The sequence below is a fragment of the Pseudomonas pisciculturae genome, from assembly GCF_015461805.1.
In the GTDB taxonomy this organism is placed as follows: domain Bacteria; phylum Pseudomonadota; class Gammaproteobacteria; order Pseudomonadales; family Pseudomonadaceae; genus Aquipseudomonas; species Aquipseudomonas pisciculturae.
On record NZ_JACVZE010000006.1, the window covers coordinates 165396 to 184446 of the forward strand.

Consider the following 19051-nt stretch of genomic DNA (forward strand, 5'->3'; position numbering starts at 1 on the left):
AGGCTATCTATTAATGATGATGGTGCATCAGAAGCAAAAAGCCCCGTCACGGTGGACGGGGCTTTTGTGTGTAGCGGGCGGTGCTTAGAACACCACGCCTTGGCTACGCAGGTAGTCGTCATAGGTGCCGCTGAAGTCGATCACGCCGGTAGCGCTCAACTCGATGATGCGGGTGGCCAGGGACGATACAAACTCACGGTCGTGGCTGACGAAGATCAGCGTGCCCGGGTAGTTTTCCAGCGCCAGGTTCAGCGCTTCGATGGATTCCATGTCCAAGTGGTTGGTCGGTTCGTCCATGATCAGCACGTTGGGCTTTTGCAGGATCAACTTGCCGAACAACATGCGGCCTTGTTCACCACCGGAAATCACCTTCACCGACTTCTGGATCTCGTCGTTGGAGAACAGCATGCGACCCAGGGTGCCACGGATCATCTGCTCGCCTTGGGTCCATTGGCCCATCCAGTCGAACAGGGTCACGTCGTCTTCGAAGTCGTGGGCGTGGTCCTGGGCGTAGTAGCCCAGCTCCGCCGCGTCGGTCCACTTGATGCTACCGGCATCCGGGGTCAGCTCGCTGACCAGGGTGCGCAGCAGGGTGGTCTTGCCGATACCGTTCGGGCCGATGATCGCGACGCGCTCGCCGGCTTCAACCTGGAAGCTGAAGTCTTTGAACAACGGCTTACCGTCGAAGCCTTTGGCCATACGCTCGACGATGACCGCCTGGCGGTGCAGTTTTTTGTTCTGCTCGAAACGGATGAACGGGCTCACACGGCTCGAAGGCTTGACCTCGGCCAGCTGGATCTTGTCGATCGCCTTGGCACGGGAAGTGGCCTGCTTGGCTTTGGAGGCGTTGGCCGAGAAGCGGCTGACGAAGGATTGCAGCTCGGAGATCTGCGCCTTCTTCTTGGCGTTGTCCGACAGCAACTGCTCGCGGGACTGGGTCGCCACGGTCATGTACTCGTCGTAGTTGCCCGGGAACAGGCGCAGCTCGCCGTAGTCCAGGTCAGCCATGTGGGTGCACACGCTGTTCAGGAAGTGACGGTCGTGAGAGATGATGATCATCAGGCTGGAGCGCTGGGTCAGGATGTTTTCCAGCCAGCGGATGGTGTTGATGTCCAAGTGGTTGGTCGGTTCGTCGAGCAACAGCACTTCAGGGTCGGAGAACAACGCCTGGGCCAGCAAAACACGCAGCTTCCAGCCCGGGGACACTTCGCTCATCGGGCCGAAGTGTTGCTCCAACGGAATACCCAGGCCCAGCAGCAGCTCACCGGCACGGGACTCGGCGGTATAGCCGTCCATCTCGGCAAACTCGGTTTCCAGCTCGGCCACGGCCATGCCGTCTGCTTCGCTCATTTCCGGCAGCGAGTAGATACGATCGCGCTCGGCCTTGACCTTCCACAGCTCCTCGTGACCCATGATCACGGTGTCGAGCACGGTGAATTCTTCGTAGGCGAACTGGTCCTGGCGCAGCTTACCCAGGCGCACATTCGGCTCCAGCATGACCTGGCCGCCGGACGGATCCAGGTCGCCACCGAGGATTTTCATGAAGGTCGACTTGCCGCAACCGTTGGCACCGATCAAACCATAACGGTTGCCAGCGCCGAACTTGACCGAGACATTCTCGAAGAGCGGCTTGGCGCCGAACTGCATGGTGATGTTAGCTGTGGAGATCAATTACTTTACCTATCAATAGCTTAGGGTGCGCTTATTTGAACTGGGACCAATTTGGGACCAATCTGGAGCTTTTGCATTTCGCTCCAGTCCGAGCTTGAGTTGATCCAACGCGCATAAGTCGAGAGCAGCATCTGCACACTATGGCCGAGCTGCTGGGAGATGAAGGCGGGGTTCATGCCAGACATAATGCATATTGTCGCATAGGTGTGACGACAGTTGTATGGCGGGCGACGACGGATATTCAGTGCCTTTAGTGTCGGAATCCATTGCTTGTGCAGGTCGGACGTCTGCCGGACGTATTCTGCGTTCTTCGACGGCGGGAAGATGAACGGGGTTTCCAGCACTTTTCCCTTGCCCTTTTTCCGACGCTCTGCGTATTCCTTGGCGAAATCCAAGGCATGCAGGGCGCGGTCATTCAACAAAACAAATCGGTCACCACCCGTTTTTGTGCGCTCCACCACTTCCCCTAGTGCGACACCACGACACACGTGGGCCGTCTTCTTCTGCTCATCTACCTCATCCCAGCGCATCGCAAGGGCTTCGGAGAGACGCATTCCTGTAAAAAACACAAACTCAAAAAATGCCGCATAGATCGTGCTGGGCCAGTGTTCGTGCTCGTACATCTTGGTGATGATCTGGTTCGCCTCGTCTAGGGTGAACGGGTCGATCTCCTTTTTGCTGCGCTTGGGCAGCTCCAGAATAGCCGCCGGGTTCTTCGGGATCAGCTCTTCGTTGACCGCCGAATTCAGGATGGTCGACAGTTTCGAGATCGCGTTGCGTTTCACCCCGGGCGACTTCCACTCACTGGCGGCCATGACCCGGCGCAGCAGGGTGGTAGTGATCAGATCGATCCGCACTAGGGCCAGGCCAGGCATCCAGTAGCGGTTCAGCGCGCCCTTGTAGTTCCCCTTCGTGCCAGCGACCACCTCCCGACTATCCAGCCAGAGCTGGGCGTACTCGCCGAAGTTGATTTTGCCCCCGGATACGTTGCTGGAACTGGGGAACAGCTCGGCGTACTTGTCGTCGTCGAGCAACCCCAGCTTGATCAGGCCTTTTACTTGATCAACAACCTGTGAGGCAGACTTGATTCCTTTCTGTGTCGCTGGATAGGGGAGCGTTTCACTGCGCCGGCTGCCGTTCCACATAAAGCGGATGCGGATCGATCCGTGGTGGAGGTCCATTCCTGCGGGCAAACCCATTGGCTTTCGAGCCATTCGTAGTATCTCCTGATGCTGTAGATAATCCTGCCGCAATGAGTGTTCCAGACACCTTCGGGTATCTGCTTTCTGGCGCGCTTGGAGCGCAGGGCGGCGAGAGTGGTACCGAGGATTTGGGCCATCTGCGCCTCGGAGACTTTGTCGCCGGTGACGCCGTCTTTGAATTGTTCGGCTGCTGACATGGGGTGTCCTAGCCGCACGGGGCGGCAGAAGGTGGCCTGCCGCTCACCGGCAGGCACATATGGTTTAATAGGATAAGATCTTGAATCGAATCGAAAGACTGATAAGTCGATCATGCTGCCAATGTCTAAGTGGGGCTGGCGCTTACGGTGTGCAGTTTTGCCTTCGGAAATACCGGTCTGCGTGAGAGTGGATGTTGGCTTATCTAGCACCGGGTTGATCCAGATGATGCTTAGTGTAGAAAGTTGGCTGTGTCGCAAGGAAATGTATGAAATCAATTACAGCAATTATCGAATGGTACGGTCCATACGATTTCGCTGGCGCCAAAGAGGCAATGGCTAATGATTACGGCGACGGTTTATATATGTTCGTCGGGAAGCTCTCTGGAGAGTCAAGGTCCAAATTGCAATATATTGGGATCGCCAAGAATCTTCGATCAAGACTCAATGCGCGCCACCCCGTGCTCTCTAAATTTTTGGCTGAACACCCTAGTTATAAAGGGCTATGGCTTGGAGAGGTGGTTTCTCCTCGAACACCAGGAAAGAAGCTAAAAGCCACCGATCAGATGCTCGACTTGGCGGAGTGGGCGCACGCTTTTTTTTTACAGTTACCTTTGAATACTCAGAAGAGGAAATCTCCGCCAGAAAGACCTATTGTTGTATACAATCGTTGGTGGAGAATAGATTATGAAACTCCTCACGCTATGCGTCCGAACGGAGCATGGCCTGATTTGATTGACTGGGCTGGTGAGAGTTACCCGGCCAAGCTTGCGTGGTTTGGCGGGAAGTTTATAAATAAATATGCTGACGAGTTTAGATCTTAGCTTATCGCTTAGTCGTTATAGCGGCTGGCTTTGCTTAGGTAGGGCTAAATTTGAAATCGATCCTGGACCAGATCGAAAGCTGTGCTAGAAATGACACGTCGCGCATGCATTTCAGAAATTTGCTGTTGAGGTGTAATGCCGGCTGGCGCTCTATCAAGCCATTGGAGCGCGCCCTTCATGCTGTGGGCAGTGATTTAGTGGACCGTAGTAGTTAGCTGCGAGTTAAACAACTCCCTTCCTCTGGGCTAGTAACTCAACGCCTTGGTCCATTGGTCACATCCACGCCAAGCCCTTTCAGATCGCCGCGCTCGAGATCCAAAAGGCGGCGATCATGGTGTCACCCGCTGGCCGAGCATCACGTCGGCGACAATTTCCCAGAGTTGGGCCGGTGACCACTGATAACGGTCGAAGTCGGTGTCGGGCTGTATGCCGTAGACGCAGGTTGAGTGGGCGCCGGCGGGATACTCGCCGCGCTTCGCCATGATCGTGGCGACTCGGCCATCACCACCGGGCTCAGTGCGGTGGTAGTGGTAAGCCCGAGCGTTGTAGTCGTTGCCGGCTTCCACGGTAATCGTTCCATCCGGTATCAGGTGCGCGCGGCCGTCTGGCGTCCACGGCCTGCCGCCACCTAGTGTGCGGGCGCCCTCGTGTAGATACAGCACGAAGCCGCCTTCGTCGTTGCGCTCCAGCTCAAAGCAGTGATTGATCTGCTTCCCGACGATCACTCGGGAGGTGAAATTGAAACGGTGGTCATGGATCGCGGAGTACTTGAAGCATGCGCGGCGGGGCAACTCAGGGTGCCAGACGTGGAGGCGCTGGCCGCCTTCCAGCTGAACCTGCACAAAGCCCAGGCCGTGCAGGGTGATCTTGTCGGTCATTACGTCGTCGATGATGCTCACGCTGTCACCTCCCGGCGTGCCCACCAGCAGACGGGACCGTCGTCGGTTTCGTGAATCGCCAGGCAGAACCATCCCTCACCATCAGGGCGATCCGGCTCCCAGTAACTGCAGTCCGGGTCGCCTGCTTCGAAATAGCGCTCAGATACAGCTTCGTCGCTGTGGTATTCGAGCTGCGCCATCGTCACCTGCAAGCGCTGTTCAGCGACCCAAGCCTTGCACTTATCACCATCGCCCTCATCAAAGTCGGGCATATCCGGGTGAGCAAACATGCCATTTTCGTCGCGCACGACCGGGGCTGGCTGGATCAATTTGATTTCTTCAGGCATGACTTCGTCCTTGCCGCTATTGCGGCTGACTTTGGAGGAATAGGGGATGCTGGCCGTAGACCCAGCAATCGGAAATGGTCAAGCTCAACGCCTTAACTAGACAAGGAATAGCTATAGGTGAAGAAGATAGAAAACGCAGCGGCAATGAAGCTCGCAAGTGCTTGGGTTATATGGGTGTTTATCGCTATCGGCTCTCTCGGCTGGGCGCTTTTCGTTGTATTAGAATTTTTCGATGCGAAGACAGATGCTGCCGCTTGGGTTCAGGCGATAGGTTCCGTAGCTGCAATCATTGCCGCTGTGATCATTTCATCTGCCGATAGGCGATTTAATAAAGAGCGCGTCAGGGCCAGAGAGCTCGTTGTGATTAGGGCTGTTGAGGAAATTTGCCTCGAGGCACGTCATGCAGTTGCCTGCCTCAATGGGGGGCTCCGCAATTTCTATCGTCCTGTTACTCCAGATGCTCCGACAGATGTACGCGAGTGCCTAGACTATGTTGAGGAAATGCATCGGGACCTAGTCGCGATTGATTTAATGTCGATGCCCAACACGGACATGGTTGAGAGCGTTATTCAAATAAGATCACTTACAAAGCTTGCCCGAGATAGAGCTCTCACCGGCTACGATCCTGAAATAGCTATCAACGTTCGTGAATTCAGCCCGCTTGAGAATCTTCTGGTCATGATGGACACGCAGTTGCTTCTTGTCAGACACAGTGCGCAGCAGGTTTAGTTACCAGATCATGGGCCTTAACAACCGTCATGCCGAGGCGTTCGGCTATCAGCACTTCCAGGCGGGCACCCTTTGAATGCTCCCAGCCGGGCAGGGTGGCCACGGTGTCGCAGTCCATCAGGGCGACAATGTCGCGGCGCATGCAGTCGGTCCAAGTCCCGCCGTCGGGGTTGATCTCGGGGGTTGGTGACGGTGTTGCCGCTGGCGCGCAAGCTGGTGGTCATTGCGTGGAAGGCGGCGAAGTTGAGGCCGGGCAGGCCGGGCATGGGGCCGCTCCGGTAGATGCGCTTCATGCGGCCTCCGCGACTGGCTGGCGAAACACTGGAAGTCCGCCGGCCTGCTCGCGCACTGCTTTCATGCCTTCCGCGTCGTAACCCCAGATGTTGCTGTCATCGAATCGCTCAGGCCCGAGGTAACCAGGGTGCATTGGCTCTCCGGTGCGGATGTAATCCCGGAACCCTTCGACGAGCGACCGAAGCGTGCCGCCATGGCTGAAGCCGCGCCACCGGCCGCCCCAAGTTGTTTTGTGCGTGAAGATCCGCCGCGCACTGTAGTCGTCGATGAACCAGACCTTGCCGCGCTGATCCACTTCCATGCTGGCGTAGCGATCAGCGACCTGGTCGAAGAAGAAGCGCCGGCCGTGGGTGCCGATGATCCGGATCACCTGATTGACCTGGTCGGCTCGTTGCTGCTTCAAGGTGAGTTTGTTTTCTGTAGGCATGGGGAGTCCTTGCCGGGCCATGCCCGGGCGGTGGGGGGGATTTCAGAGTTGTTGCAGAAGGCGCCGGCCGATCCAGCGAACCACGGTGACGGCCTTGCTATTGCCAATCGCCTTGTAGCGGGGACCGTCCGGGCATTCGCTGGCAGGCTTGCCGCGCCAGGGGATTAGGGTGTAATCGTCGGGAAAGCCTTGGCAGCGCTCCCACTCGATCACACTGGTTCGTCGGACGCCCCCGGGCTCCAGCACATATGCCTCTCGGTCATCGAGAGAGCCCCCCCCTTGTGCCGTGAGAGTAGGGTGAAGTGCAAACTCCGACGACCGTCCCGGCGAGTGCCTTCGCGCTCAAAAAGTACCTCGGCGGGATCGAACCCATCTCGAGCACTTGCGACAACGAACACACGACGGCGTCGTTGGGCCAGGCCGAAATATTGGGCGTCCAAGACCCGCCACGCGATTGCTCTTTTGGGTCCATACACACAACCAGCGTTCTGCCATTTTTTCCCTGGAGGCTGCAGCTCGCAGTCTTCCCCAGCAAGCGCGCCAAGAAAGCATCCGAAGGCGTTCCCTTTGTCGCTGAGGACGCCTGGGACGTTCTCCCAGACGATGACGCTGGCGGGCTTTCGCTGGCCGGCGCGAACATAGTCAACTGCATCTGCAAGCTCCACGTATTTGATGGTGAGTGCGCCGCGAGGGTCGGTGAGGCCTTCGCGCATACCGGCCACGCTGAATGCCTGGCACGGCGTGCCGCCGACCAGCACGTCCGGCGCCGGGATCTTGCTGGCCAGCACCAGGGCTGCCAGCTTGGTCATGTCGCCGTGGTTCGGCACGTCGGGGTAGTGGTGGGCCAGGACCGCCGAGGGGAACGGCTCGATCTCGGCGAACCAGGCAGCGCGCATGCCCAGCGGATGCCAGGCCTGGGTCGCGGCTTCGATGCCGCTGCACACAGAGCCGTAGGTGATATCGGGCATAGGGGGTCCTCGCCGGCTGGCGTGATTCGTTGATATGGGGTATTTGTTGGGCGAACGAGCACGAACAGGACAAGGATATGGAGCAGTGGAACTGGTGGTTGTTAACGGCGCTGTTCGCCTTGCAGGCGCTCTACGATTCGTTCTACCGACTCCCGCAATTCCGTCAGAAGCTTCACGATTTAACCGAAGATCGTGATCGGCATAGACAGGATCTTGCAGAGCTGCAGCTTCAATTTGACCGGCTCGACGATGAGCACCTCGAAACATTAGAGCAGCTGTATCGAATCAAGGATCCCGAGTACTACGCTGCACTGGATGCCGGGGATGCTCAGGCGCTTTACGAAATCGACAAGAAGCGCGGATTGGTCTAGCTGCTCAGCCGGCGGCGCGCTTGAGCTGTTCAGTCAGCTGAGTGGGCAGGCCGCGCAGCGTCAGAGTGCCGCCTTTCTCGTCGAACTCAATCTTGTCGCCCAGCAGGTGCGCCTCGAAGCTGATCGACATCCCCTCAGCCCGGCCTGTGAAGCGCCGGAATTTGTTGAGCGTCTTCTTGTCCGGGGGCAGGGTCTCGGAAAGCCCGTAATCTTTCGCCTTGATGAAGTCGTAGAAGTTCTTTGGCCGGTCTTCGTCGATCAGGCCAGACAGCTCGTCGAGGGTGATTGGCTCGCCCATTTTGGCCTGGGCCATTGAGTAGCTGACCAGGGTGTGCGTCTTCTCCCGGGCTGACTCTTCTGGCAGATCCTCGCTTTCAACAAAGTCACTGAATGCCTTGAGCAACGTCCGGGTTTCGCTTGGGCCGTCGATCCCTTCCTGGCAGCCGATGAAGTCGCGGAAGTAATCGTTTAGCTTCCGGCCCTGCTTGCCCTTCAGGTAGGAGATGTACTGCTTCGACTGGCGGTTGGTCTGCCATTCGCTGATGTTGATGCGCGCAGCCAGGCGGATGTGATCCAGGTCCAGGCGCTTAACTGTCATCAGGGCCAGTTCTTCGGTCATCGTGACCGCTTCGGTTTCTTGCACCAGGGCGATCACTAGGTAATCGGTCATGCCTTGCTGGTAATGGCAGAAGAGGGCGTGCCCACCGGTGGTGAGGTTCGACTCTTCCATCAGCTTGGTCAGGTGCTCGACGGCGGTGGTGCTGAAGTCTAGGAAGTCTGTTACGCCGGCCAGGTACTTGCCGAGCCAGCCGCTCAATGGGTAAGCGCCTGATTCTTGATGGAAGAACCCCCAGCCCTTACCGGCAGTGGCGTTGTAGCTTTCGTTGAGCTGGCTCATCAGGTCGTCGCGGGCCTGGCTTTCGACCTGCTCGGACGCGCCCAGGAACAGGACAGCTGGGCTGCCGTCGGGCTTCTTGTCAATCTTGTGGATGACGCTGTGGCGAATGGGCATTTCGTTTACCTCAGATAAGCGCCATCCTCCGTATCCGGTGGTGGCAATTTGGTTTGGAATGGAGTATTACGAGGGAACTGCCAAGAGGAAAAAAGGAGTTCCCGTGGGGCTATACAAATACGTAAGCTCAAGCGTGGCTAAGAAAATACTTGCAGGGACTATTCGTTTCACGCAGCCGAGCGCATTTAATGACCCTTTTGAGCTACTTCCTCAATTTATAACCGAAGAGGATCTAGTCGCAGATAGACAAGAGTTCAATTTTTGCGTCCTTACTCCGCGACGTAAGGGCCTCGACAGGAGCCATATTCGCGTAGCGCCCGGCTTGCGAAGCGATATCAACGCGAGAAAAATTGTAGGGGATTTAAACGCCGCCATTGGAATTCTATGCTTGAGTCGTAATGCAGATAGCCTGCTGATGTGGGGGCTATATGCGGATGATTACTCTGGTGCATTGATCGAGTTCGACGAGACCCACGATTTTTTTACCGGAATGCATCCGGTGAAGTATAAAAAACGCCGGCCAGTATTTGACTTAAGAGACTTTCATGGGAAAGTTGTTCCAATTTCTGATCTATTCGTGAAGCCAAGCGTGTGGGCGCATGAAAGAGAAGTTCGTATTGTCCGTTCAACTAGAGACTTGAAAGACACGGGCGCTGCAATCAAAAATTATCCATTGCTCACAATGGATATTCCTAGAGATTGCATAAAATCAGTTTTTTTGGGCGATAGAATGAAGCTTGAAGATCAAGTAGAAATATGGTCCTTGATAAAAGATACGAATATTTCACTTAGCCTGGCAGCAGTGGATAACTGGGGCTATGCGTTCAGATACGATCCTATAAAGTTCTCTGGACCTTTGATTGGGTCGCCTATGATAAGTCCTAGAACAGCTCATATTTTCAAGGATCTGCCGGGCGAATTTCAGGAGGTAGCCCGCTGGATGATCGAACAGCACCCCTCATCAGCATTTGTAAATCAGAAGTGCTAAAAAACGGCATAGAGCTGCATCAAGGAAAATTTCAGATGGGTGAGCAGAGTGATAAAACGCTTTACGCCGCGATCAATTCGCTGATAGTCGCCGCCGATGAGCTTGGTATAGACGTGGATCAGCTCGCTGATCGCGCAAAAGTCGTACTGGAAAATAATGAACAAACTGACCCTAGCCGGGATTTAATGGCTGGTGCGGCGATTGATGTTGCCATTAGCCTTGCTCGACAATCAAAGCGCGCTAGTTGATCGATCAGTCGTTCTCACCGTCGTCTTCGGCGTTCATTTGAAGCGATTCGGCAAAGCCTGCCTGCCTTAATTTGCGCGCCACGTTTTGCGGTATGTCTATTTCGTGGCGCTTAATTGCAAGCATTGGCGCGGACTTCTCGGCACCCAGCGAATGGGCGTATGCGATCAATCGCCAGATGGTCGCCCGATCCTTCGTCTCGCCCAGTTCGGCGGTGAACGCTTCCAGTCGGTCACGCATTCCTTGGCGAAAGTAATGACGGATGATGTCGGACGGCCCTTTGATCTTCGGCGCCGCTGGCGGCAGATCCTCGGCCCGGCCATTCATCACCAGTAGCTGCACCGCTTCGCTGACTTCCTTTATCTCATGCCAGCGCATCAACTCGCCGAGCATCTGCCGGGTGCGGTGCGGGACTGTGTGCCGCAATTCCTGCTCGCCCAGTTCCTGCCGCTTCTCGGCAAGCTTGGCCGTGCGTTCCTTCTGTTCGGCTGCCATGGCCTACCTCTTCTATTCCGCTGGCCGGCAGTGCGAGCCAGGTTGGCCTGCGTCTTGCGCTGACCTGTTTATTGATTCGCTTCACGCTGCGACCTTCTGCTGATTCCAGGCGCCGACCGCTTCGAAGATCCGTGCAGCGTGCGCCTCATCGAGCGACATCGCTTTTGGGATAGCAATCCAGCCCGAAGCCACCATCTGGCTTTGATTGGCCTCGTCGCGCAGCTTCTTGTAGCAATGCTCGATCACGTCTTCCAGGTGGTCGGAGAGGTAGACGCCTTCGGGTGCCACCTCCACCGATTTGCTGTAGCGGTCGCCGCGGGCGTCGATGCAGAGGGCGCTGAGGTAGATCGTCCACCGGTGGGGGATGCCGCAGACGGCTTGGCCAATTTTCCCCGGTGCGATGTTCTTCAGCGACTTATAGTTGATCATGCCCTGGCGGCCACTGGGGTCGATGTTGACCACGGCGACGTGATTGGATGCCAGCAGCGACCGGCAGGACCGGTCAATGCGTGCCTTGAGGTTGTGCGGCTTGCGCTTGCTCATAATGCCTCCGCGATTTTGCGCAGTGCGTTACGCTCGGCCCTGGTGATTGGTGGCTTGCGGCGCTTGAGGATGGTTTCGGGATCGATATTGGTGGAGCGTTTGGCAGGTGGCGGGTTGATCGCTGGGCTTTCGCCCTGGTAGATCGTTCCGCCTGCGGCTAGGAATAGCGCGGTACGCTCCGATATTGAATCGGCGTACCGGCTCTGCTGCTCGACCAGGTTGAGGTGGTTGCTGATCATGATCAGGCTCCTAAACGATGGGCTTGCGCCCGAGCTTTGTCTGCTACTTCGTCAACCATGCGGTTCAGTTCCAAGTTGAACTGGACCAGCTCTTTGTGAAGGTTGGCGATGTAGTCTTCGTCGCGGTAAATCGTCTCGATGTAGAGCTGGCACTCTTCATCTTGACGAGAATCGAATGACAGGAAGTCCCACCACTTACGGCCCGTCACGAACATGCAGCCCTGGACTTGCGGCATGTGTTCCTCGGGCATCCCGTCGAGCCATGTTCTGACGTGAATCGCCTCGCTGAAGGGGTTCTTCGATTCGATTCCGCCATCAATGTCTATCAGTCCGTCAGGGGAGCACCCCAGCCAGTCGTACTTTGGGTGAACGATGAATCCTGATTTGGTCACCACATTGCCGGTCAGCATCTCGTACGCGTCGTGGGATGGCTTCTCCTGCTCATGCCCCCACGCAAGCGACTTGCTACTGACGCTGTGCTTGGCGCGCTTTGCTAAGCGCTCAAAGCACAGCTCATGCATGTAGGTGGTGCGGGCGCCTTGTGGAACCCGTTTGCCGTTTTTGTCCGGCTTCCCCCAGGCCATCACATCTTTGAAGCGGCTGGCTGTCACGCGGCCAGATCGGTCCGCATGCCACTTCTCTGTGCCCTGAAGCTCAGCTCTCACTACGCGGCCTCTTCTGTCTGGGGCTGGTCGCCGTTGGTGCTGGTCATGTCTGTGAAGTCAGCATCAACGGTCGCCGCCATGCTCTTGAGTGCTTCATGGCATTCCAGGCCGATTGCTGCGCGCTGCTTCGGCTTGAGGCCCGCCCAGGCTGCCGCGTAGGCTTCGATGTCCTGGCGCTTGGCAACGCTCAGCAGGTCCGCGAATACTCCGTCAATTTCAGGCGAGGGGGATTTTGGCCCGAATGACACGCCGGCAGCGGCTGCGGTGTTCGCTGTCTGTTTGGCGGGGGTGATGTCGATCTCGCCACCGTACGAATCTTCAAATTCGTCGGGGGTGTAAACGCCAAGGATCACGTCAGGGCAGAAGAGGCGCGCCCATTTTTTGGTAACCAGGTACGCGATTTGCTGCTTGGGGTCTTCTGCCCAGAGCGTAGAGTTGCGGGTGCGGACCTGGGTCAGCAAAAGCTCCAGAGTGCGGGGCTCGTCTTCACCCCGGAAGGTCGCCCAAACCTTAATGCCGATCCCTTTTTCGTCGTCAAAGCTCCAGGCCGGAACGCGGTACTTTTTAAACTCGCCAGTGTCCTCGTCCTTTTTGGTCTTGCTGGTGACTTCACGCATCTTCCCGATGACGTTTCCCCAGGGGCCAAACCATTCGAAGTTCAATCGACTTGTGACTGGCGCCTTGGCGATGATCACTGCGTTAACGAGCTGCGCCTCATAGCTCAATGCGCCGCCGTTGACGATGAACGTCTTCTGCGCCACGGCGAATGGGTTCATTTGCCACTGCATTGCTTGAAGCACCACCGCCATGCAGTCGGCTTGGTTGCCTTTGAGATGCTTAGGGACTGTGGTTACGCCCTGCGACATCATCAGGGCAAGGTCGCTCATCGACCGCATAGTGCCTGGGTCGAGGATTAGCGCGGCCGCATTGTGCGATGGGTCGTGATAGGTCGAGAGACCGGTTTGTGCTTGGGGGGTTGTATCGGTCATAACGCTCTCCGTAGCCAGCATGGGATGTGCTGTCCATCAGATGGAAAGGGTGGTTAGAAGCGGATGGCGCGAAGCCAGGCGCGAGCAGTTTCGAGGTCCACGTCAAAGCCCAGGGCTACAACCTCAACAATGTCGTCTACCGCCGGCGCGGTCGTAGTTACATCGTCGTTTTCAGCGGTGGTCACCTGTGAGCTGACTGGTGCCGCTTCAATCTTCTCCACGACCAGCGCGTGAGCAGGGGTGATGATCGGGGTCGGCGCAGCAGCTTGGGCACGCAGGCGGGCCAGCTCTTCCTGATCGCGCTGATACTGCGCGTCGCGCAAGCTCTGCTGGTTCTTCTGTTCTTCCAGTTGCTCACGCTGTTGGCGTTGCTGTGCCTCGATATCACGGCGTTGCTGGTCCAAATCGTCCTGTTGTTGTTTCAGCCGCTTGCGGTCTTCTTCGGCACGCTGCTTGCGCAGTTCCTCGGCTTCGACGTCGGCCTTACGCTGCTTTTCGCGCAGTTCGTCCAGTTCTTTCTGCTGTTCCAGTAGCTTGGCAGCAGCTTCTTCACGGTCAATGGCAGCCTTTTGCAGCGCTTCCAATTGCTCAATCGCGTTATCGCGAGCGATGGTGCCTTCGGCTTCAAATTCGCCATATTCCTCGGGCAGGATCACCGACTCTTTGACGCTCAGCAGAACGCTTGCGACATCGGCGGCGCTGCGGCTTGCATAGGCGGCAGCGACAGAGCTAAACCGGTTGATTTTCGCCCGGATGGCTTCGATGCGCTCCTGCTCCAGCCGCTCCCTTTCGGCTTTGGCATCGGCGACGCGCTTTTCTTCGGCTTTGATGGCTTCGTCGACTGGCTCTTCAAGCACCAACACACGAGCCTTCAAGTTCTCGCCGAACTCTTTCACCTGGTTGACGCGAGCCTGGGCGTCTTTGACTTTTTGTTGGTAGGGGATGAGTGCCGTCTTGGTTGTATTCGCCAGGGCGTAGCGGACGTCGCGGATATCGACTCGAACTTCTTTGGCGTTTGCCAAGCCTTCAATGGTCGTGCAATCAACGACCAGCTTCGCGTAAGTGGTTTCCAGGCGAACGATCTGTTCTTCGTGCGGCTGATATTCGGCGATGTCGGTGACGGCAACAGCAGGGACAACGGAGTTTTTAGATTCTTCGGTTTCGCTCGTTTCGAGCGGTTCTTGTGCGAGTGCTTGTTTGGTGTTTTTGGACATGACGATCCCTCGCCGCGCCAGGCGCAGCATTGAAAGTTGTAGGGTTGAGTGGTGCCGTCAGGCGGCAGAAGTGACTGAAGCGTTGTAGTTGGCGTAAATCTTGTCGATGCGCGCTCGGAAGTACCGATGCTCGTTTTCGTCGATAACCCGCAGCATGAAGGCCAGGGTGACGCACGATGTCGCCGCCGAACTGGCGTTTGGTTTGCCGAGGTCGCGTATCATGTTTTCGATTTCGCCCTCGATCCAGCTGACGGCGTTCTGATGGTTTCGCTGTGTGATGTTCACCCGATACCCTCGACTGGTGGGCAGATCAACTCCATCTGCGCCATTGCTACACCAATGCGGGCCTTGAGGCTGGCGCGCTCTTTGAGTCGCAGCGTCTCGCGCTCGGCAAGGTCGGCAGCCGTGTATTCATGGAACAGTTCGACGTGCTGCTTCTTGCCAAAGTCCGGTAAATCCCAACGCCTTTCGGACTCCCTGGCTTGGGCGCTATCCGCGTAAATGCTGGACATGGTGTGACTCCAAGCGCCGGGCGAGGGCGCAGGCTTCGTTGTGGTTGCGGCGGAAGCCCTTCACCTTGCCGGTGGCGGAATCGACGACGTGGAAGAACTCATTCCCAGCCGGGATGACCCGGTAGAGAGGCGAGGTTTTTGGAGCGCTGGAGCCGACCAGTCCAAGGCAAAGGGCTAGGGCCATGTTGCGGCGCTGGTTCATTGCGAGCGCTACGTCGCAGTAAGCGTGCTGACTTTGGTTCATGGTCGCCTCCAGAGGCGTGTTGTTCACCTGTATTCGTCAACACTCATTCCTCCCGCTGGTTGCCGATGGGCGCGGGGTGAGTGCTGACGGGTAGAGGCGGGGAAGGGTGCAGGCGCCCGGCACTTCCCGGGATGTGTCGAGTCTGGCCAGCTATGCCCTCGGACTCGCCTGCGGTGTTCTTCTTCATTTGGGTTGGGTCTACCTTTCGGCTGATGCGCGGTGACATCGACGACCCTGCTTTCCGCTGCCTGTTAGGGTGTTGGGCGGAGCCTTCAGGCTTGCTACGCCACGCGGGTGAATCGTTGATCTACTTCATGGCCGTATCTCCTGTTGTTCGCTCACTGGGAAGGCAGTGGCCACCTATTAGAATGGGTGCCGGTCTTTCCCGGCTGTCACGGCGCTTGTGCCAGATCAAGGTAGCTCGCCAGTACCAGGCTGGCGCTGACCCTGCGCAATGCGGGTTGAGCTATTCGCCGGTTGGAGCAGATGACCGGAGCTGATCCCGGCACGACTATTAGCGGCCTTAGTGACACCGGAGTTTCACCGGGGCGAAGGTTTCGGCCGCTTATTCTTGGACTCGCCATGGCCATCTGGGCGCTTACTCACTCTGCCGGCCACGATTCCCACGATCCCTCAGGTCTTACACTTACCCATCAGCCTGGGCATTCATCTGCATCGGGGTGTGATCTGCCCAGGAATCGAACCTGGAAGACTTACGCACTCGGCTACCGGGCGCCCGTCGCCTTGTGCTGCATATCTGTGGCGATACCGGCCTTCATACCGTCGAACCGATCCACAAATCACACTCCGATACAGTCTGGTGCTGGGGAGTACCAGGGCATCGGGCAGTTAACGACAGGCTGTCGTGGCGCTGGTTATTCAGTTGCTCGCCTGGATGAACAAGTCGACCAAGGCCGTCAGCAGGGCATCGTGGTCAAGACTCTCTACAGGCAGGCCCACATCCTGAAAGGTTGCAATTGCCCGCCCCAGTGCATCGCTGACGATTTCCTGATCTGCGGGCTCCAGGTCTGCGTATTCGGTTGCCATAGTTTTGCCCTCCGTTGATTTCCAATGCCGCCTCATAGAAGCGGCATCAGTAAATCTGTGGGTGTTTCATCTCCACCACGCGCATCGCCCGATTCATATCTCTGGCCGGCGTCACACATTTCGTGGACGGTGTTCTTCGCCGACCGGCTTCCGTGGTTTCGCGTACTCACATCTGGTGAGCACGGCCAGTTCCAGAGCTGGCGTGGAGATCGAATTTATTGCTCGCCCTGTTCCCATTGCTGGGGATCGATCTGCGAGGTTCCCGTGCTGTTAAAGAGCGCCGGGCTGTGAGGCCCTTCGCAGCAGGTGTATCGCTGCGATGGAGTTAATTTAGCCGCAAGCTAAAATATCGTCAATAGCTCCAAGCTAAATATTTAGCGACGGGCGAAATTAACTCGATCCGCCGGGTTTCTCCGCGCCGCTGACTGGGGCCATAAGCGCTTTACGCGCCAGTTAGCAGTGAGCTATGATTTTCCCATTACCTGTATGGATATACAGCATTTAATTGGGAGGGGATTTCATGGCGAAGAAGCAGGTGGCACCGGCAGCACGGCAGGAAATGAGCGGAATGGCACGCCTGGGGCTGCGCGTCTCATCGATGATCAATCACCCCGTGGCGCAGGCGCAGCGCTGGGTGACGATTCATCGCCTGGACACGGACGGGGATCGGGAGTGGGAAGAGGTGCTGAGCGTGATTGCCGACACTGACGAACTCGAGTTGACGCTCAATGACGACGGCAGTGTGACGGTTAGGTGGGAGCAGCAGGAGGCTGAGATGGTGGAGAAGGGTGAGGCTGCGTTTGAGCAGGAAGAAGAGCCGGCGCCTTTCTAGAGGGCAATAAAAAACCCGCAGCGGGCGGGCTTTCTCAGGGGGGGGCTGATTTTACTTTGTCGCTTCGAGAACCTTGCGCATGCCTTCCATATCACTTTGGGAAATTTTCCCCTCAGTACCGCAGACTTGAAACTCAATGAGCTTGGCCGAGGCTAGCCGCTGAAGGTTTGCCCGGTCCACCTGCTTATCGAAGCGCTCAATCGCTGCAGATCCAGCGTTCGTTGCTGAGTACTCATATTCCAGATAGGGATCAAGCACGCCATCTACCAGCCAGTTGGTGTGATGGCATTCCCGGAATTCTGCGCTGTCTCCCCAGGTCATTAGCTGAACCTTGTAATACCCAGGTCTTGGCGAGCCTTTTAAATACAGGGCAACCGTAGAAAACGAAAAGTCATTTGCCTGCGCAGGTAAAGAGTCCCAAGTCACCGCTCTATTGCCAGTGAACCTATCAGTCTCGTCCTTGAATACGCCAGCACTTGCCGAGATCGACACTAAAAAGGCAACTGCCGCGATTGGTGCGCGGTAACGCATGGTATCCCTCCCGTAAGTGAGCCCGCACTTTACCATTCGTGGCGTACAGCCACCATTGGTCTAAAGCTGACTCAATACCCCCGATAGCGAGTAGGGTGGCGCTAACCATAGCCCCGTTGGAGGCTCAGATGAAACAGGAGCATCGAAGGCTGGCTATGAAGGCCTGGCGTGAATTATTCGCACTGACCGAGAGCAAAATGAGCGCGGAGGTTAAGTACTTCAGCTTGTTGAGGCGAGCCGATGCTATGGAGCGTGCGGAGCTCATTACCAGTGATGAGTGGGTAATGCTCGTAAAGGAGGCAGGGACTTCACTTGCGAGTACAGCGGAGTGCATGGGCGGACCGGGGTAGGTCACATAGTAGTCGCCCGGCGCTGGTCTACCGTCATGCGATCAAACTCAAGACAAAGAAAAGCCCGCGATAGCGATTAGCGGGCTTAAAGGGTTTCACTAGGAGCTGGGTTAACCATAAGCGCCCTACTGTGAAAAGGTCGTGAAATCCTTGATTCGTCGAGTCTACGTTCTATGCTCATTTGCACTCTCAATAAGTGCCTAGGCCAATGATTACCTATCGAATCGAGAAAACTAGCAGGGGCTGGGCTATGTTCAGATCGCGAGGGTTTCGCCCCCTCATCGAAGCCGATACAAAGAGCGAACTGGTAAAACGGGCGGCTCACATGCTTGCAGGCTCCAATGTTGCGGTGCGTATACACCGTGGGGACGGTAACTTCCTGGAGCTTCGATTCTAAGCGATGCCAAAACGGGTCAGAACGTACTTACGATTGCCTGGGCGAATTGCTGATCATTCATCAGCGGTGGTGCATAGGTCGTACGGTAGAAGCGCACCGCCTGTTCAAATTGGGCGCCGCGTATGTCACCGTTTGAGCCAATAAAGGCGAGTGCGTCAGCCTTTGCAGGCTTGAAGTTATTACTGGCCAACATGGTGAGCCCGGTAGTTCCTGCAACGGTGTAGCTTGGAGCCATCAGTACAGACAGCATCGAGTTGTTATAGGAGTCATCGGACCCCTCAGAGGCATGAGCGTTGATCGATACCATGAGGGCTGCGGCTACAATCTTCCATGAGTCCATGCTGCGATGCTTCCATTACGATCAGAGAGGGCCGCAACCATAGCAGAGTGCGTTCCTGCTGGAACAAGGCGAAGGTCCGTCTTAAGCGGGCATTAAAACGAGGTCGCTATCGCCTGGGCCAGTCGCATGTCAGACATATGAGGTGATTTGTAGGCCGAACGATAGTACCTGGACGCCTGCTCAAACTCAGCACCGCGAATCTCGCCGTCAGAACCAATGAACGCCAAGGCGTCGGTCTTGGCTGACTTGAAGATTTTTGGCGGATCGGTCGTGAGAGATGTGGTCGCGCCAATTAAAATGGTCGGCGAGGAGATTGTGATAAATATCCCAGCAGCGATAGGGTTGGCACCATCACCTGATACGGCCTGCGTGCTGACCGATGCCAGTAGGGCAATCGCCAGGGTCTTCCATGAATACATTCTTCGATGCGTCCATTGCGATCTGGAGGGGGGCGACACCATAGCAAAGCAGGACGCCCGCTAGATACAAGAAACCCGGTGCT

Annotated in this window: 28 protein-coding genes and 1 pseudogene; 6 read left to right on the plus strand and 23 right to left on the minus strand. The window is 56.7% G+C overall.

The features are described from left to right. Positions 1 to 84: 84 nt before the first annotated feature. Positions 85 to 1671, minus strand: a complete 1587-nt coding sequence (locus ICY20_RS17835; protein ID WP_122488372.1) for an ABC-F family ATPase — start codon at positions 1669 to 1671, stop codon at positions 85 to 87. A gap of 20 nt (positions 1672 to 1691) precedes the next feature. Then, the gene (locus ICY20_RS17840) at positions 1692 to 2885 is read right to left on the minus strand and encodes a tyrosine-type recombinase/integrase (protein WP_194938157.1); all 1194 of its coding nucleotides are present in this window, start codon (positions 2883 to 2885) and stop codon (positions 1692 to 1694) included. Between the two features lie 451 nt (positions 2886 to 3336). Here ICY20_RS17840 and ICY20_RS17845 point away from each other — a divergent pair, with 451 nt between their 5' ends. Continuing rightward, the gene (locus tag ICY20_RS17845) at positions 3337 to 3891 is read left to right on the plus strand and encodes a GIY-YIG nuclease family protein (RefSeq protein ID WP_194938158.1); all 555 of its coding nucleotides are present in this window, start codon (positions 3337 to 3339) and stop codon (positions 3889 to 3891) included. Between the two features lie 329 nt (positions 3892 to 4220). Here ICY20_RS17845 and ICY20_RS17850 read toward each other — a convergent pair whose 3' ends face one another. Both ICY20_RS17850 and ICY20_RS17855 read right to left on the minus strand, forming a co-directional pair. Continuing rightward, complete coding sequence (locus ICY20_RS17850; RefSeq protein WP_194938350.1) at positions 4221 to 4769, minus strand: hypothetical protein; 549 nt, start codon at positions 4767 to 4769, stop codon at positions 4221 to 4223. Positions 4770 to 4786: 17 nt separating this feature from the next. After that, positions 4787 to 5116 carry a hypothetical protein gene (locus ICY20_RS17855; RefSeq protein WP_194938159.1) on the minus strand — a complete coding sequence of 110 codons (330 nt, stop codon included), beginning with the start codon at positions 5114 to 5116 and terminating at the stop codon, positions 4787 to 4789. A gap of 117 nt (positions 5117 to 5233) precedes the next feature. On the opposite strand from ICY20_RS17855, the gene ICY20_RS17860 reads away from it, so the two are divergent. Continuing rightward, the gene (locus ICY20_RS17860) at positions 5234 to 5845 is read left to right on the plus strand and encodes a hypothetical protein (protein ID WP_194938160.1); all 612 of its coding nucleotides are present in this window, start codon (positions 5234 to 5236) and stop codon (positions 5843 to 5845) included. On the opposite strand, the gene ICY20_RS28265 is transcribed toward ICY20_RS17860, so the two are convergent. The 5 genes and pseudogenes from ICY20_RS28265 to ICY20_RS17875 all read right to left on the minus strand — a co-directional run bounded on the left by ICY20_RS28265 (position 5820) and on the right by ICY20_RS17875 (position 7534). Continuing rightward, entirely contained in the window at positions 5820 to 5987 is a 168-nt protein-coding gene (locus ICY20_RS28265; RefSeq protein ID WP_267464007.1) for a DUF4406 domain-containing protein, read from the minus strand. The genes ICY20_RS17860 and ICY20_RS28265 overlap by 26 nt on opposite strands. Before the next feature lie 82 nt (positions 5988 to 6069). Further along, a pseudogene (locus ICY20_RS28310) lies at positions 6070 to 6138 on the minus strand (DUF4406 domain-containing protein); the annotation flags it as partial. Next, positions 6135 to 6566, minus strand: a complete 432-nt coding sequence (locus tag ICY20_RS17870) for a hypothetical protein (RefSeq protein ID WP_194938161.1) — start codon at positions 6564 to 6566, stop codon at positions 6135 to 6137. The gene ICY20_RS17870 and the pseudogene ICY20_RS28310, both read right to left, overlap by 4 nt. Before the next feature lie 42 nt (positions 6567 to 6608). Further along, entirely contained in the window at positions 6609 to 6812 is a 204-nt protein-coding gene (locus tag ICY20_RS28460) for a DNA cytosine methyltransferase (RefSeq protein ID WP_407692629.1), read from the minus strand. Then, positions 6776 to 7534 carry a DNA cytosine methyltransferase gene (locus ICY20_RS17875; RefSeq protein ID WP_407692630.1) on the minus strand — a complete coding sequence of 253 codons (759 nt, stop codon included), beginning with the start codon at positions 7532 to 7534 and terminating at the stop codon, positions 6776 to 6778. Before ICY20_RS17875 ends, ICY20_RS28460 begins: the two co-directional genes overlap by 37 nt. 77 nt (positions 7535 to 7611) lie before the next feature. On the opposite strand from ICY20_RS17875, the gene ICY20_RS17880 reads away from it, so the two are divergent. Then, positions 7612 to 7905, plus strand: coding sequence for a hypothetical protein (locus ICY20_RS17880; RefSeq protein WP_194938162.1), 294 nt, complete (start codon positions 7612 to 7614; stop codon positions 7903 to 7905). A gap of 4 nt (positions 7906 to 7909) precedes the next feature. Here the strand turns inward: ICY20_RS17880 and yejK are convergent, their stop codons facing one another. After that, on the minus strand, positions 7910 to 8917 hold the full coding sequence (yejK, locus tag ICY20_RS17885) for a nucleoid-associated protein YejK (protein WP_194938163.1): 1008 nt from the start codon (positions 8915 to 8917) through the stop codon (positions 7910 to 7912). On the opposite strand from yejK, the gene ICY20_RS17890 reads away from it, so the two are divergent. After that, the gene (locus ICY20_RS17890; RefSeq protein ID WP_194938164.1) at positions 8910 to 9905 is read left to right on the plus strand and encodes a DUF2971 domain-containing protein; all 996 of its coding nucleotides are present in this window, start codon (positions 8910 to 8912) and stop codon (positions 9903 to 9905) included. The two genes, yejK and ICY20_RS17890, sit on opposite strands and share 8 nt — an antisense overlap. A gap of 35 nt (positions 9906 to 9940) precedes the next feature. After that, positions 9941 to 10153: a hypothetical protein gene (locus ICY20_RS17895; protein ID WP_194938165.1), complete on the plus strand. Its 213-nt coding sequence runs from the start codon at positions 9941 to 9943 to the stop codon at positions 10151 to 10153. A 4-nt stretch (positions 10154 to 10157) separates the two neighbouring features. On the opposite strand, the gene ICY20_RS17900 is transcribed toward ICY20_RS17895, so the two are convergent. The 10 genes from ICY20_RS17900 to ICY20_RS17945 form a co-directional block, all read right to left on the minus strand. After that, a complete protein-coding gene (locus ICY20_RS17900; RefSeq protein ID WP_194938166.1) occupies positions 10158 to 10646 on the minus strand; it encodes a hypothetical protein in 489 nt (162 codons plus the stop codon). A gap of 81 nt (positions 10647 to 10727) precedes the next feature. Next, a complete protein-coding gene (locus tag ICY20_RS17905) occupies positions 10728 to 11189 on the minus strand; it encodes a hypothetical protein (protein ID WP_194938167.1) in 462 nt (153 codons plus the stop codon). Beyond that, entirely contained in the window at positions 11186 to 11428 is a 243-nt protein-coding gene (locus tag ICY20_RS17910) for a hypothetical protein (RefSeq protein ID WP_194938168.1), read from the minus strand. The genes ICY20_RS17905 and ICY20_RS17910 overlap by 4 nt, the downstream gene beginning before the upstream one ends. Positions 11429 to 11430: 2 nt before the next feature. Continuing rightward, positions 11431 to 12093 (minus strand): lambda exonuclease family protein, encoded by a 663-nt coding sequence (locus tag ICY20_RS17915; RefSeq protein WP_194938169.1) that lies wholly within the window; start codon positions 12091 to 12093, stop codon positions 11431 to 11433. Continuing rightward, on the minus strand, positions 12093 to 13082 hold the full coding sequence (locus ICY20_RS17920; protein WP_194938170.1) for a RecT family recombinase: 990 nt from the start codon (positions 13080 to 13082) through the stop codon (positions 12093 to 12095). The genes ICY20_RS17915 and ICY20_RS17920 overlap by 1 nt, the downstream gene beginning before the upstream one ends. A 53-nt stretch (positions 13083 to 13135) precedes the next feature. Continuing rightward, a complete protein-coding gene (locus ICY20_RS17925; RefSeq protein WP_194938171.1) occupies positions 13136 to 14296 on the minus strand; it encodes a coiled-coil domain-containing protein in 1161 nt (386 codons plus the stop codon). Positions 14297 to 14353: 57 nt separating this feature from the next. Beyond that, a complete protein-coding gene (locus tag ICY20_RS17930; RefSeq protein WP_194938172.1) occupies positions 14354 to 14581 on the minus strand; it encodes a hypothetical protein in 228 nt (75 codons plus the stop codon). Next, entirely contained in the window at positions 14578 to 14808 is a 231-nt protein-coding gene (locus tag ICY20_RS17935; RefSeq protein ID WP_194938173.1) for a hypothetical protein, read from the minus strand. Before ICY20_RS17935 ends, ICY20_RS17930 begins: the two co-directional genes overlap by 4 nt. Further along, positions 14786 to 15052 (minus strand): hypothetical protein, encoded by a 267-nt coding sequence (locus ICY20_RS17940; protein WP_194938174.1) that lies wholly within the window; start codon positions 15050 to 15052, stop codon positions 14786 to 14788. Before ICY20_RS17940 ends, ICY20_RS17935 begins: the two co-directional genes overlap by 23 nt. A gap of 879 nt (positions 15053 to 15931) precedes the next feature. After that, complete coding sequence (locus ICY20_RS17945) at positions 15932 to 16099, minus strand: hypothetical protein (RefSeq protein ID WP_194938175.1); 168 nt, start codon at positions 16097 to 16099, stop codon at positions 15932 to 15934. A 520-nt stretch (positions 16100 to 16619) separates the two neighbouring features. Here ICY20_RS17945 and ICY20_RS17950 point away from each other — a divergent pair. Further along, entirely contained in the window at positions 16620 to 16931 is a 312-nt protein-coding gene (locus tag ICY20_RS17950) for a DUF1654 domain-containing protein (protein ID WP_194938176.1), read from the plus strand. A gap of 51 nt (positions 16932 to 16982) precedes the next feature. On the opposite strand, the gene ICY20_RS17955 is transcribed toward ICY20_RS17950, so the two are convergent. From ICY20_RS17955 to ICY20_RS17965, 3 genes are all read right to left on the minus strand, one after another. Then, the gene (locus ICY20_RS17955) at positions 16983 to 17462 is read right to left on the minus strand and encodes a hypothetical protein (RefSeq protein ID WP_194938177.1); all 480 of its coding nucleotides are present in this window, start codon (positions 17460 to 17462) and stop codon (positions 16983 to 16985) included. A gap of 763 nt (positions 17463 to 18225) precedes the next feature. Next, positions 18226 to 18549 carry a DUF2388 domain-containing protein gene (locus ICY20_RS17960; RefSeq protein ID WP_194938178.1) on the minus strand — a complete coding sequence of 108 codons (324 nt, stop codon included), beginning with the start codon at positions 18547 to 18549 and terminating at the stop codon, positions 18226 to 18228. 92 nt (positions 18550 to 18641) lie between these two features. Beyond that, positions 18642 to 18968: a DUF2388 domain-containing protein gene (locus ICY20_RS17965; RefSeq protein ID WP_159957296.1), complete on the minus strand. Its 327-nt coding sequence runs from the start codon at positions 18966 to 18968 to the stop codon at positions 18642 to 18644. Positions 18969 to 19051: the final 83 nt, after the last annotated feature.

Bases quoted from the DNA above. Each gene is read 5' to 3' on its own strand.
- ICY20_RS17840 (WP_194938157.1), bottom strand. From the start codon at position 2,885: ATGGCTCGAAAGCCAATGGGTTTGCCCGCAGGAATGGACCTCCACCAC.
- ICY20_RS17845 (WP_194938158.1), top strand. From the start codon at position 3,337: ATGAAATCAATTACAGCAATTATCGAATGGTACGGTCCATACGATTTC.
- ICY20_RS17850 (WP_194938350.1), bottom strand. From the start codon at position 4,769: ATGACCGACAAGATCACCCTGCACGGCCTGGGCTTTGTGCAGGTTCAG.
- ICY20_RS17855 (WP_194938159.1), bottom strand. From the start codon at position 5,116: ATGCCTGAAGAAATCAAATTGATCCAGCCAGCCCCGGTCGTGCGCGAC.
- ICY20_RS28265 (WP_267464007.1), bottom strand. From the start codon at position 5,987: ATGCGCCGCGACATTGTCGCCCTGATGGACTGCGACACCGTGGCCACC.
- ICY20_RS17870 (WP_194938161.1), bottom strand. From the start codon at position 6,566: ATGCCTACAGAAAACAAACTCACCTTGAAGCAGCAACGAGCCGACCAG.
- ICY20_RS17875 (WP_407692630.1), bottom strand. From the start codon at position 7,534: ATGCCCGATATCACCTACGGCTCTGTGTGCAGCGGCATCGAAGCCGCG.
- ICY20_RS17880 (WP_194938162.1), top strand. From the start codon at position 7,612: ATGGAGCAGTGGAACTGGTGGTTGTTAACGGCGCTGTTCGCCTTGCAG.
- ICY20_RS17890 (WP_194938164.1), top strand. From the start codon at position 8,910: ATGGGCATTTCGTTTACCTCAGATAAGCGCCATCCTCCGTATCCGGTG.
- yejK (WP_194938163.1), bottom strand. From the start codon at position 8,917: ATGCCCATTCGCCACAGCGTCATCCACAAGATTGACAAGAAGCCCGAC.
- ICY20_RS17895 (WP_194938165.1), top strand. From the start codon at position 9,941: ATGGGTGAGCAGAGTGATAAAACGCTTTACGCCGCGATCAATTCGCTG.
- ICY20_RS17900 (WP_194938166.1), bottom strand. From the start codon at position 10,646: ATGGCAGCCGAACAGAAGGAACGCACGGCCAAGCTTGCCGAGAAGCGG.
- ICY20_RS17905 (WP_194938167.1), bottom strand. From the start codon at position 11,189: ATGAGCAAGCGCAAGCCGCACAACCTCAAGGCACGCATTGACCGGTCC.
- ICY20_RS17910 (WP_194938168.1), bottom strand. From the start codon at position 11,428: ATGATCAGCAACCACCTCAACCTGGTCGAGCAGCAGAGCCGGTACGCC.
- ICY20_RS17920 (WP_194938170.1), bottom strand. From the start codon at position 13,082: ATGACCGATACAACCCCCCAAGCACAAACCGGTCTCTCGACCTATCAC.
- ICY20_RS17925 (WP_194938171.1), bottom strand. From the start codon at position 14,296: ATGTCCAAAAACACCAAACAAGCACTCGCACAAGAACCGCTCGAAACG.
- ICY20_RS17935 (WP_194938173.1), bottom strand. From the start codon at position 14,808: ATGTCCAGCATTTACGCGGATAGCGCCCAAGCCAGGGAGTCCGAAAGG.
- ICY20_RS17940 (WP_194938174.1), bottom strand. From the start codon at position 15,052: ATGAACCAAAGTCAGCACGCTTACTGCGACGTAGCGCTCGCAATGAAC.
- ICY20_RS17945 (WP_194938175.1), bottom strand. From the start codon at position 16,099: ATGGCAACCGAATACGCAGACCTGGAGCCCGCAGATCAGGAAATCGTC.
- ICY20_RS17950 (WP_194938176.1), top strand. From the start codon at position 16,620: ATGGCGAAGAAGCAGGTGGCACCGGCAGCACGGCAGGAAATGAGCGGA.
- ICY20_RS17955 (WP_194938177.1), bottom strand. From the start codon at position 17,462: ATGCGTTACCGCGCACCAATCGCGGCAGTTGCCTTTTTAGTGTCGATC.
- ICY20_RS17960 (WP_194938178.1), bottom strand. From the start codon at position 18,549: ATGGACTCATGGAAGATTGTAGCCGCAGCCCTCATGGTATCGATCAAC.
- ICY20_RS17965 (WP_159957296.1), bottom strand. From the start codon at position 18,968: ATGTATTCATGGAAGACCCTGGCGATTGCCCTACTGGCATCGGTCAGC.